Annotated in this window: 11 protein-coding genes; 4 read left to right on the top strand and 7 right to left on the bottom strand. The window is 67.2% G+C overall.

From position 1 onward, the window contains the following. A partial coding sequence (gene guaA, locus ACWELQ_RS23500; protein WP_452399199.1) for a glutamine-hydrolyzing GMP synthase occupies positions 1 to 1,185 on the top strand: 1,185 nt, incomplete at its 5' end. A 141-nt stretch (positions 1,186 to 1,326) separates the two neighbouring features. Here guaA and ACWELQ_RS23505 read toward each other — a convergent pair. The 4 genes from ACWELQ_RS23505 to ACWELQ_RS23520 form a co-directional block, all read right to left on the bottom strand. Further along, positions 1,327 to 1,533: a hypothetical protein gene (locus tag ACWELQ_RS23505; protein ID WP_452399200.1), complete on the bottom strand. Its 207-nt coding sequence runs from the start codon at positions 1,531 to 1,533 to the stop codon at positions 1,327 to 1,329. Then, positions 1,526 to 3,292, bottom strand: a complete 1,767-nt coding sequence (locus ACWELQ_RS23510) for a PspC domain-containing protein (protein ID WP_452399201.1) — start codon at positions 3,290 to 3,292, stop codon at positions 1,526 to 1,528. The genes ACWELQ_RS23505 and ACWELQ_RS23510 overlap by 8 nt, the downstream gene beginning before the upstream one ends. Positions 3,293 to 3,376: 84 nt before the next feature. Then, positions 3,377 to 3,592 (bottom strand): hypothetical protein, encoded by a 216-nt coding sequence (locus tag ACWELQ_RS23515; protein ID WP_452399202.1) that lies wholly within the window; start codon positions 3,590 to 3,592, stop codon positions 3,377 to 3,379. Positions 3,593 to 3,711: 119 nt separating this feature from the next. Beyond that, positions 3,712 to 3,870, bottom strand: a complete 159-nt coding sequence (locus ACWELQ_RS23520) for a hypothetical protein (protein ID WP_452399203.1) — start codon at positions 3,868 to 3,870, stop codon at positions 3,712 to 3,714. A gap of 640 nt (positions 3,871 to 4,510) precedes the next feature. On the opposite strand from ACWELQ_RS23520, the gene ACWELQ_RS23525 reads away from it, so the two are divergent. Both ACWELQ_RS23525 and ACWELQ_RS23530 read left to right on the top strand, forming a co-directional pair. Then, entirely contained in the window at positions 4,511 to 5,407 is an 897-nt protein-coding gene (locus tag ACWELQ_RS23525; protein WP_452399204.1) for a helix-turn-helix domain-containing protein, read from the top strand. After that, positions 5,404 to 5,616 (top strand): DUF397 domain-containing protein, encoded by a 213-nt coding sequence (locus tag ACWELQ_RS23530; RefSeq protein ID WP_452399205.1) that lies wholly within the window; start codon positions 5,404 to 5,406, stop codon positions 5,614 to 5,616. The genes ACWELQ_RS23525 and ACWELQ_RS23530 overlap by 4 nt, the downstream gene beginning before the upstream one ends. Positions 5,617 to 5,697: 81 nt before the next feature. Here ACWELQ_RS23530 and ACWELQ_RS23535 read toward each other — a convergent pair whose 3' ends face one another. The 3 genes from ACWELQ_RS23535 to ACWELQ_RS23545 all read right to left on the bottom strand — a co-directional run bounded on the left by ACWELQ_RS23535 (position 5,698) and on the right by ACWELQ_RS23545 (position 10,837). Next, positions 5,698 to 6,111 (bottom strand): nitroreductase/quinone reductase family protein, encoded by a 414-nt coding sequence (locus ACWELQ_RS23535; protein WP_452399206.1) that lies wholly within the window; start codon positions 6,109 to 6,111, stop codon positions 5,698 to 5,700. 64 nt (positions 6,112 to 6,175) lie between these two features. After that, positions 6,176 to 10,303: an nSTAND1 domain-containing NTPase gene (locus ACWELQ_RS23540; RefSeq protein WP_452399207.1), complete on the bottom strand. Its 4,128-nt coding sequence runs from the start codon at positions 10,301 to 10,303 to the stop codon at positions 6,176 to 6,178. Between the two features lie 153 nt (positions 10,304 to 10,456). Beyond that, positions 10,457 to 10,837: a VOC family protein gene (locus ACWELQ_RS23545; protein WP_452399208.1), complete on the bottom strand. Its 381-nt coding sequence runs from the start codon at positions 10,835 to 10,837 to the stop codon at positions 10,457 to 10,459. Between the two features lie 182 nt (positions 10,838 to 11,019). Here ACWELQ_RS23545 and ACWELQ_RS23550 point away from each other — a divergent pair, with 182 nt between their 5' ends. Then, complete coding sequence (locus ACWELQ_RS23550; RefSeq protein ID WP_452399209.1) at positions 11,020 to 11,451, top strand: DoxX family protein; 432 nt, start codon at positions 11,020 to 11,022, stop codon at positions 11,449 to 11,451. Positions 11,452 to 11,525 lie beyond the last annotated feature (74 nt).

Raw genomic sequence — 11,525 nt, forward strand, 5'->3', positions numbered from 1 at the left:
CAGCCGGTGTGGATGAGCCACGGTGACGCCGTCACCGACGCGCCCGCCGGGTTCGAGGTGACCGCGACCTCCGCGGGCGCGCCGGTCGCCGCGTTCGAGGATCGGGCGCGCAAGCTGGCGGGCGTGCAGTATCACCCCGAGGTGCTGCACTCGCCGCACGGCCAGCAGGTGCTGAGCCGGTTCCTGCACGAGATCGCCGGGATCCCGGGCGCGTGGACCGCGTCCAATATCGCCGAGGCGCTGATCAAGCAGGTGCGCGAGCAGGTCGGCGACGGGCACGCGATCTGCGGTCTGTCCGGCGGCGTGGATTCCGCGGTCGCCGCGGCGCTGGTGCAGCGGGCCATCGGCGATCGCCTCACCTGTGTGTTCGTCGATCACGGTCTGCTGCGCGCGGGTGAACGCGAGCAGGTGCAGCGCGATTTCGTCGCCGCGACCGGGGCCAAGCTGGTCACCGTCGACGCGGTCGACAAGTTCCTGGGTGAGCTGAAGGGCGTCACCGATCCGGAGGAGAAGCGCAAGATCATCGGCCGGGAGTTCATCCGGTCGTTCGAGGACGCGGTCTCCGAGGTGGTCGGCGAGCAGGGCGAGACCAAGGTCGAATTCCTGGTGCAGGGCACGCTGTACCCGGATGTGGTCGAGTCCGGCGGCGGTGCGGGCACCGCGAACATCAAGTCGCACCACAATGTCGGCGGTCTGCCCGACGATCTGGAGTTCGCGCTCGTCGAGCCGCTGCGGCTGCTGTTCAAGGACGAGGTGCGCGCGGTCGGCCGTGAGCTGGGGCTGCCCGAGGAAATCGTTGCGCGCCAGCCGTTCCCGGGTCCGGGCCTGGCCATCCGCATCATCGGCGAGGTGACCTTCGACCGGCTGGAGCTGCTGCGGCAGGCGGATGCCATTGCGCGCGAAGAACTTACGGCCGCCGGACTGGACAAGTCGATCTGGCAGTGCCCGGTGGTGTTGCTGGCCGATGTCCGCAGCGTCGGCGTGCAGGGCGACGGCCGCACCTACGGCCACCCGATCGTGCTGCGGCCGGTCTCGTCCGAGGACGCCATGACGGCGGACTGGACTCGCCTGCCCTACGAGGTGCTCGAGCGCATCTCGACCCGGATCACCAATGAGGTGGCGGAGGTCAACCGGGTGGTGCTCGACGTGACGAGCAAGCCGCCGGGCACCATCGAATGGGAGTGAGCTCCGAACGGGAGTGAGATAGCTCCGGACGCGAAGGGCCCCGCACCTGAAAAGGTGCGGGGCCCTTCGGCCTTCGCGGGAGGGCAGCTCCCGGAAGGGGGTGCGCTGTCCCGGCGAGGGAAGGGCAGCGCGGTCGGCTTGCTAGTCGCGATTCTTTCTCGGGGTGAGAACCAGGACTACGCCGACGACTATGGCCGCGATCACCACGATCCAGCCCAGGGACAGGCCGCCGGAGACGGGCCAGGAGTGCGGGCCGACGAAGGCCCAGACGCTCACCCCCAGGCCGAGCACTCCGGCCAGCAGGAGCCCGAACGACGGTCGGCGCTTCTTGTTCTTGTTCTCAGCCATGGTTCACCTCCACATTTCCCATCTGCACATCGACGGAAAGGTTCAGGACGGGGCCCGTCGGCGGGCCGGAGATTCCGGTGGGGCAACTCGAATCACCCATGCGGACATTGCATTTCGTGTTCACACGCAGGTTCGGCGGCAGGATCACGCGGGCGTCGCCCATGCGGACCTTCAGGGTGACGTCGCGGTCCTCGGTGAGCTGTAGCCTGCTCAGGTCGAGGGTGCCCGAGCCCATCGAGACGTGGTATTCCGGCAGCAGCTCGGAAGCCGTTGCGGCGGACCACTTGTGGTCGCCCATCGCGCCCTGGTCGAATTCGATCGGACCGATCAGCGAGGCCAGGATGACGAAACCGGCCAGCGGGGCGAGCAGCACCATGAGGCCGTAGCCGCGTCGCAGGAACGCGCCGACGATGAGGCCGAGGGCGATCACGGCGAGGGCTGCCGCGCCGATGCGGCCCGGCGTCATCCAGTCGACCCCCGAGGCGGCCACGGAACCCGCTGCGGCAGCGGCCAGGATGGCCAGGCCGATGGTGACGGCGGTGAGTCGGGAACGGGGGCGGCGCTCGGGGGCCGCGACGGCGGTCTGTCGGGGCGGCATGCCGGGTTCGGGGAGATCCCAGGCCAGTGGCGCTACACCGAGCGGGTCCCAGCCGGGTGGGGTGGGGCCGAAGTCGGGGGAGATGGGTGCCGGGCTGAAACCGGTGCGGGGGCGGTCGCCGGTGGGCGGGATGCGGTGCAGGGCAGGAGCTTTGTCGGAGCCGGAGTCTGGAGCCGTGGTGGCAGGCGGGGTATCGCTGGCGCCGGTGGCGGGCTCATCGGCGGCCGCGTCCGGGGTCTCGGGCTTGGTGAGATCCACGGGGGCCGAGGAGTTTTGGCCGCGCTGCTGCAAGGAAGTCCCGTGATGCTGCCCGGTGCTCTGCGCTTCCGATGCCGCCGGGGCGGAGCCGGGCTTGCTCAGGATGACGGTGTCGGCGACGGAGGAGGCGGGGGCGTAGCGGGTGTCGAGTACCTCGGTCACGTTCTCGGCGTCGCCGGTCTGCTGCTGGGACATGCTCTGCCCGGACGCGGACTGCGACATGCTCTGTCCGCTGTCGGATTGTGACATGCTTTGCGCGGCAGCGGGTTCCGAGGCGGCCTGACTCGGGTCGGGCTCGTAGTGGTCGGGCATGGTGGTGTACGGCCCGTAGGTTTCGAAGGTGACCGCGTTGGTGCCGGGGTAGCCGGTCCAGAACGGGTTGGTGGTGCCCGGGTAGCCGGTGTTGAGCAGGTTGTCCGCGCTCGCCTGCTCGAAATAGTAGGCGGGCGGCTGGGGTTGGCGCTGGTAGAGCAGCCACCAGCCGACCAGCATGAGGAAGAACCCGATGATTCCGGAGCCGCCGAGCCCGACGCCGACGGGCCCCGCCGTGCTCACCGCGATCCCCAGCGCCACCAGCAGCACGATGGTCTTGGACGAGGACTGCGAGGACTGCCCGCGGCCGAAGAGCGATTCGGCCGCGGAGGACTGGTCACCCGCCTGGTTGAGCAGCAGCCACGCGGCCAGATACAGCACGATCCCGGCCCCGCCGAACAGCGCCGACACCACGAACGCCACCCGCACCAGCACGGGATCCACGTTGAAGCGACGCCCGAACCCGACGGCCACCCCCGCGACCGGCCCATCCTTCGGAAAGCGCATCGGCCGGGTCTGCCACAGATCGTGAAGCTGATCGGAGAAGCCGGTACGCCCGGCGCTCTTGGACCAGTCGCTCGTTCTCGTCATGGTCTCCATCGTGGCCTCCGACGCTGTTCAGCCGCATCGGGGATCACCCTGAATGGCCACCTGAACTTGCGATGGCCGGGTGGATCAGTGGTCCGATCGTTGCCAGGTTCGCTCACGCCATCTCCGGCGCGCCCACCGCACCGCGTAGATGACTCCCACCACCACGAGGTAGACCGGATACACGATGAGCGGGATCTTGACTTGATCCCAGCGTCTCGGAAACCCCAGCACCATCCAGACCACAACCCCGCAGAGCAGCAGGAACAGCAGGATGAGGTAGATCGCGAGAATGATCTGCAAGATGTGAAGTGTCATATGCCCTGAGCGACAGTTCGATGTCGTCCTCCCGCCTCGCAGTCAATCATCCAGTCGCGCTTTGGTGTCCACGTCAACAGATCTGTAAGACTTTCGTCACCTCTTCAGGCTGCCCGCCGTGCGGCCGTCCCGGCGTTCTCGTTTTCGATGCGGGCACGGATCGCGGCGACCGAGTAGCGGTCGCGGCTGTGCCGTGCCGCTGTCGCCGGAGGGTCGCGATGCACGCGAAACGCCACCAGTGCGCACACCGAAACTGTTGCCATCAAACAGAATTCGAGAAGCATTGCCCACCTCCAGTGAGTTTCGCGGTCTTACCGCCGCACGTGTTCCGGATGACTCTCGAGGTACTCCCTCGCACTGCATCGCCGCGGACACTCGGGTTCGCAGGTGGCATGAATCGCGAGAATTCCCAACGCCCGCTCCAGACCGATCGGCACGATCCGCCCCTCAGCGCAGTGATCCCCCACCCACCCCCTCTCATCGGCACCCACGACGCGCCTCCCCGACCTCGCCACCGGCACAAGCGATCTCCTCCAGCACGGCCCGGGCCCGCCGCCGCGCCCGACACCGGTCTCGATCGCAATACCGATGCACCCGCCACACCAGATAAGCCAGCTCCCGCGTAAGCACCCCCGGATCCGCCTCGCAGTACAGCAGATTCATGACAACCTCCCGATCGCCGCAACCTGAGCGCGCCCGGCGGGAGTGTCGGAGTGGAGTGCACCCCAGCCGGACGCATTCCAAGCTCATCACCGGCGCTGAACTGCCACAATGTTTGTGGTGAATATTCACCGCAAGTCATCGATAGGCCCTGCAGCGTTCTTGTCGTAAACCAGAAGCTTTCTTGCACTGAATCAGAAGCAGATTCACCATGAATCTGTACGACCTGGATCAGGGGGTACCGTGACCGCCACGTCCGACCCGGCCCTTCCACGCCGCCAATTGGGCCGATACATGCGCGAACTAAGGAACGAGTCGAACCTCACCATCGCCGACGCGGCCAAGCTCATCCAGTGGAGCCCGTCCATGCTCCAGCGGCTCGAAGTCGGCAGGCTGGAATCGCCGCGCGAGGTGGATATCCGTGCGCTGTGCAAGATGTACGACGCCGATGACCAAACCATCGAAGCCATGGTCAATCTCGGCCGGCAGGCCAACGAGAAGTCGTGGTGGAACGACTACAGCAGTGTCTTGAAGGTGCGGCGTGGCTTCAATGTCTATGTGGGACTGGAGGCGGTCGCTGAATCTCTCGAGATCTATCAGCCAGAGCTCGTTCCGGGCCTGTTCCAGACCGCTGACTACGCACGCGCGGTGATCTCATCCGGTCCCCTGGCTCCCAGCCCGGCCGACATCGACCAACATGTCCAGTTCCGCCTGCGGCGGCAGAAGTCGATCCTGCGGACGATGAAGCCGATCCATGTCCGAGCCGTGATCGGCGAGGCCACTTTTCGCCGCATCATGGGCACACCACGTGTCATGGCAGCGCAGCTTCGACGACTCGACGAGCTGATGAACAAGGACCACATCAGCATCGGAATTCTGCCGTTCACTGCCGGATGCCCAGCCGGCGAACCCATGAGTTCGTTCGTGCTGCTCGACTTCGGAGCCGACGGCAGAGGACACCCGGTCGAGCCCCCGATCGTCTACCAAGAGGGCTACACCGGCGAGCTCTATCAGGAGAAGGACACTGCGGTAAGGCAATTCAAGCAAGCGTTCGAGGCCTTGCACGCCTCGACGCTGAATATCCATCAGAGCCGGACTCTCATCCGGCACCTTGCGAAGGAACACGAGCGCGCACTATGAGCATCGAACCGAATCGAGCACTGAAATGGTTCAAGAGCAGCTACAGCGGAACCCAAGCGGAATGCGTGGAAGCCGCCTTCTTCGTGGACGGCAGAGTCACAGTTCGCGATTCGAAGGATCCTCAAGGTCCAGCCCTGATCTTCGCCCCCGGTGAATGGGATGCCTTCACGGCCGGGGTGACAGTCGGCGAGTTCGACTGCCCGGCTTGATTCGAGGCTCAGGAAGTCATCGAGTGGCACATCCTGGAGGGGATTTGTCTGATTTCGCCTCCAGGGTGTGCCACTGGGCGGTTAGGCCGGCTGGCGGTAGACCGCTACTACGGGGATTTTGCGGGTGGTCTTCTCGCGGTATTCGGTGAAGACGGGCATGAGGTCGATCATGCGGTCGTAGAGGTCGTCGGCTTCCTGGCCGGTGAGGAATTCGGCTTTGCCGGTGTAGGTTTCGGTGCCTAGTTCGATGGTGAGTTCGGGGTTGGCGCGGAGGTTGTGGTACCAGGCGGGGTGGTTGTCGGCGCCGCCGTTGGAGGCGATGAGGACGATGCGGTCGGTGTCGGGGACGTAGACCAGCGGGTTGGTCACGGCGCGACCGGATTTCGCGCCGGTGGTGGTGATCAGGACCATGTTGTCGCGGCCCTCGAAGGGGCCGCCCACCTTGCCGCCGTTCGCGCGGAACTCTTCGATCACCGATTCGTTGAATGCGTTCATCTCACCCGTCCTTTGTGGTTGCCGTTGCTGGTAACCGGGTGGGGCGCGGGGAAATTCCGGTGGGCTACCGGTGTTTGCACGGTGGGTTGTAGGGGAGCTGGGGGAGGTAGCGGTGCCAGAGGTCTTCGGTCCACATCGCGCCGGTGACCGCGCAGACGCGGTCGACGGCGTGCTGTTCGTTCAAGTCCCACAGCCGGAGTGCGCCGTCGCGGCTGCCGGCGGCGGCGTAGAGCCCGTCCGGCGACAAGGTGGCGTTCCACTCGTGCGCGGATGAATCCGCCAATGTGACTGTGCGTTGGGGGTGCGCGCGGTCGGTGAAGTCCCAGAGTTGGACGCCTCCGTCGTCACCACTGGTGAGCATGGTGCGGCCACTCGTGGGGAAGGAGACGCTGCGAATCGTGAGAGTGTGTGCGGCGACCGGTTCACCGACACGGGTAGGCCGTGTCGGATCGCCGATGTCCCAGCTCTGGATCAGCTCATTGCTGGAAAGGATCAAGGTTCGTGCGTCGGGGGCGAGGGCGAAGGCGTTGAGCTCCTCGCTGGGGCCGCGCATCAATTCGGCGACGCGTTGCGGTTGGGCGGGATCGGCGATATTCCACAAGGTCAGGGTGCAGAGGTACTTCCCCTGGTCCCGGATGTAATCGCGCACGAACAGCGACTTGTTGTCGGGTCCGAAGGTCGTCCCGGCGTAATGGGCCGATACCGGAATCGGATTGCCGACCGGAGTCGGTCGGGTTCGATCCGCGGTATTCCACAGATGGAGCATGCGATCGTCGCCGACGACAGCGGTGAGGTGCCAATCCGGGCTGATCGCCGGGCTGCCGTTTCGGTTGGCGGACAGCTTCCATTCCGTCAACGGGTGAATATGCGCCGGGTCGGAGGTGTCGAGCAGTTCTGTGGTGTCGGCGGACCCAATGTCGGCGCGGAGCAGGATCGCGTTCCCATCGGGAGCGAACTCGAAGTGGCCCAGGGTGGGTGCGATCCGATAATCGCCGAGCAGGGCTGGTGATCGGTCTTTTCGACTGTCCCATAGGGCGATTCGACCATCACTGGACATTGTCGCCATTCGATCCCCGGCCGCGTCGAAGATGGGCTTGCTCGCCCACCCGGCATGCTCGGTGAGAATGGCGGGCGGCAGTGACCAGGCTCGGATGTCACCGGTCCAGCCACCGGCCGTGACGGTGCGACCGTCGGGGGTGAAGGCGAGCACCTTGGGGCCACTGCTGCAGGGCATGGCGAAATCGGTGTAATGGCACAGGCCGGGACTGCTCGACAGCGGATTCCCCAGTGCGGTCGGTGCGGTGGGATCCGTGACGTTCCACAGCCCGGCCGATCGCCCGCTACTCGCGGCCAGGGTGTGCCCGTCGGGAGAGAACTCCAACGCCCACAGGCTTTCCCCGAGTGTCGGATCGAAGGTCGTCACTCGACGCGGGTGTACCGGGTCGCCGACATTCCAGAGCTCGATGTGCGAGTCGTTGTCGCCGGTCGCATGCATCGTTCCGTCGCCGGTGCCGATGGCCAGCAGGGTGCTGTCCGGGCTGAAGGAGATCCCGCGGGCGGTCGTGGAGTCGGTGACACTCGTGGTCAACAGCGTCGGGTTCGTCCGGTCGGCGAGGCTCCAGAGTTCGACCGTGCGGTTGATCAAGGATTGGTCGTCGACCGCCTTCGGGAAGCGGATCAGCGCCAGTAGTCGGCCGTCCGGGCTGATCCGAACCTCCTCGGCCCAAGAGCCCTGCGGTCGGGTCGCGCCCATGACCGGCGCGGTCGGGTTGCTCGTATCCCACACCGTCAGCTGTGTCGTGGTGAGGGTGACAAGCGTGTGGCCCTGCGGCAGGAATACGACGCGGGCTCGGGACGGCAAGCCGGGCAGTGCGGCCATCCGACGGGGTTCGGACGGGATGGAGATGTCCCATAGCGCGCCGTCGGAGGGGGCACCCGTCGTGGTGATGGGAGCGGTCGCCAGTTCCGTCCCATCGGGGCTGAACGCGAAATCCGCTATGCCATCGAACTGTTTGCCCAAGATGCCGGGGTGTATCGGATCGGTGGCGTCCGACAGCCGCAAGGCTCCGTCGTTGGACATCGACGCCAGCACGGTGCCGCGCTTGTTGTAAGCGATCTTGTCCACCGTCTGGGCGAACATCGCGGTGGCAGCCATCAACGGCTGATTTTGGGTCTGCAACAACTGGGATCGAGCGGTCATATCGTTGGGGCGCATGCGCCAGGCGATCAGATTCAACTGGGCGGCCAGCGACGGGTCGACCGGCCGCACCCGGTTCGCCTCGGCCAGGACGGCGGCGAAATCCTTGTCGCCGCGCCGCTGTTCGGCGAGATTGCTCTGGTCGTACGCGCCGAAGGCGAACACCAGCAGTGCGGCGGCGAGCACCGTGAGTATCGCCTTAGTCCGGACCGATCGGCGGCGGTTTCGGGTGCGGGTCTTCGCCGCGGTGGCGAGGAACTCCTGGGCCAGGGGACCCACCGGGGGCGGGTTGACATTGTCGAGGGCGTTGCGCAGGCGGGTGCCGCGGTAGAGCAGGGACGAATCCCGGTCCTGGGCAGCCCATTCGGCGGCGTCTGTCTCCAGGCGTTGGCGGACGAGGTAGCCGACGCGGTCTTCGTCGATCCAGGTGCGGAGGCGGGGCCAGGCGGTGAGGACGATTTCGTGGGTGAGGGTGACGGCGTCGGCGTCGAGGGTGATGAGGCGGGTGCGGGAGAGGAGTTCGAGGGCGGCGGTGGCGTCTTCGAGGTTGGCGGCGCGGGCGAGGAGGTCGGGGCGTAGGCCGGGGCGGCGGGTGTCGCGGGCATCGCGGCGGACGGTGACCAGGCCGAGCAGGATGGCTCGGGCGGCGTCCTGCTGGCCGGGAGTCAGTTCGTTCCAGGCGTATTCGGCGGTTTCCGCGACCGAGCCGACGACGCCGCCGGCCTTGCGGTAGCCGGTGGTGGTGAGGCGGCGGCCGTCGCGGTGCTGCCAGGTGGCGGCCATGACGTGGGAGAGCAGGGGGAGCGCGCCGGGGTCGTAGGTGCGGTGGCCGTGCTGGTCGGCGGCGCCGCACAGTTCGGTGATGACGAGTTCCTCGAGGCCGGGCTCGAGTTCCAGGCCGACGGCGCGGGCCGGGCCTGAGATCGCCTGTGCCAGTTCGTCCTGGCCCATCGGGCCGAGGGGGTAGCTGCGGTGCTCGAGGGCCTCGCGCAGCACCGGGTGGTGCAGGCAGTGCGCGTAGAAGTCGGCGCGCAGGGCTACGACCACGGTGATCGGATCCTCGGCGCGCGTTGCGCATTCGTGCAGGATGGTGAGGAATTCCGTTCGTGCCGCCTCGTCGGTGCAGGTGGTGAACACCTCCTCGAACTGGTCGAGGAGCAGCAGGCGGCGGGGGCCGTCGGTGTGCGGGGCGGAGCCGACCGAGGGAGCAGGGTCGGCCGAGGGAGCAGGGTCGGCCTGCGGGGTCGGGTCGGGTGAAGGAGCCGGGGCGGCCGGTGAGGTCGGGGCGGTGCGTGGCGCCAAGGCGAGCCGTGCCCGCGCCGCGGCGAGGGTGCCGGATTCCGTTGGGGGACTGCCGAATACCGTCAGCAGGGTGGCCAGCGGGTCGGAGCCCGGGGTGGCGGTGGTGACCTCCCAGTCCGCCAGAGCGGGTATCAGGCCCGCGGCCAGCAGCGAAGATTTGCCCGCGCCCGACGCGCCCGTGACGACGACCAGGCCGGTCGAGTCGCGCACCAGGTCGACGAGTTCGGAGGTGGCGGCCGCGCGGCCGAAGAACCGCTGCCGGTCCTCGCGGCGATACGGGCTCAGTCCCGGGTACGGGCAGGCCGCTTCGGAGTCCTCGTCCGGATCCCACGAGGTGGCCGCCTGCCAGAGGCGTTGCCACTCTTTGGGTTCGGCCAGCTGCCTGGTCAACGGCTGGTTCGCCTTGCGGGCCAGCTCCACGAGGGTGAGCACCACCGGCAGCAGTGATTCGAAGCGGGCGGGCACATTCCGCCCGGCCTTCCAGTCGCTGATCCGCTGCGCCGACGCCCCACCCGGCCGCGCACCATGCGCCGCCCGCATACGGGTCTCGGCAGCGGTGGCTACCCGGCGCAGCGTCGGATTCCCGGCGGCCTCATAGAGTTCCGTGAATCGCCGCGCGAAAAGGGCTCGTGGCGAGCGAATCTCCCCCTCGGCCGTACTGTTCCGCTCCTCGGCCGTACTCCTGCCCACCACTGCTGTTCCGGCTCCCGCTCACTCCCACCCGACGAGCTCAAGATAGCCGACCCGCACCCCTCACCCAACCGGAACATTCGCCCGCGCCGGCATGCGGCGGCGCGGACGAACCTCGAGAGGGGTTGTGTGCCAAGGCATTCGCACGGGCTTGGCTCACGCGGCGGCGATCTTCCAGAGGTGGCCGTCCGGGTCGGCGAGGTAGGCGAAGTAGCCGCCCCAGCCGGCCGAGGCGGCGGGTTTGACCAGCGCGCCGCCCGCGTCGAGGGCCGTGGTGACCACGGCGTCGACCTCCTCGGGGGTGGTGACGATGTGGTGGAAGGAGACGCCACGGAAGCCGGAACCTTCGGGGGAGACGCCCGCGTCCTTGGCGGCGTGATCGGTGGGGTAGATGCCGAGTGCCGAGCCGCCGTCGAGTTCGAAGGAGGCGAAGTTGGGGAAGTCCTGGCCGAGTTTCGCGCCGAGGGCGACGTAGAACTCCTTGGACCGCTCCATGTCCTCGACCGCCAGCATGATGGTGGTGACCTGCAGTGCCATTGTCTTCTCGTTTCTGCCGTTGTTTTCGGGTTCGCTCACTCGACCGGCGGGGGCGACGGAATGTGACCGGGTGTGCTGGTCGTCACATATGCGGCGATTCGAATGGATTGCGCTGTCACACAATCCGGCTCCCTCTGGTCGAGGAGGTGACAGCGAGACGGCGCATTCGACAGGAGAAACCCATGACCACCATCGCGCAGCCCTCGATCCAGACCCGCCCCGCCACCCGTGCCCAGGCCCGCACCATCGCCTACTGGGCATGCACCCTGCTGGTGGTATTCGTCCTGAGCGGCGGCGCCTACGGCGAACTCACCCGCCAGTACGGAACGCTGGAAACCCACACCATCCTCGGCTTCCCCACCTACCTGCTGCCGCTACTAGCCACCTGGAAACTGCTCGGCAGCGCCGCGATCCTGGTCCCCGGCTTCCCCCGCCTGAAGGAATGGGCTTACGCCGGAATGTTTTTCAACCTGAGCGGCGCCTTCATCTCCCACCTCGTCGAGAAGGATTACGGCGCCGCCGGAATGCATCTCACCGTGACCGCGGGCGTCACCGGCCTGATCCTCGCCTCCTGGGTGCTCCGCCCGGCGAGCCGCACCCTGCCCGGGAAGTAGTGCGAATGCCGAAGCGGCGGCGCGGGAGTCCGCCCCGCCCCGTCGGGGGGATGACAGCGGGTTAGGGGCTGCGA

It is taken from the genome of Nocardia sp. NPDC004722, assembly GCF_053601505.1.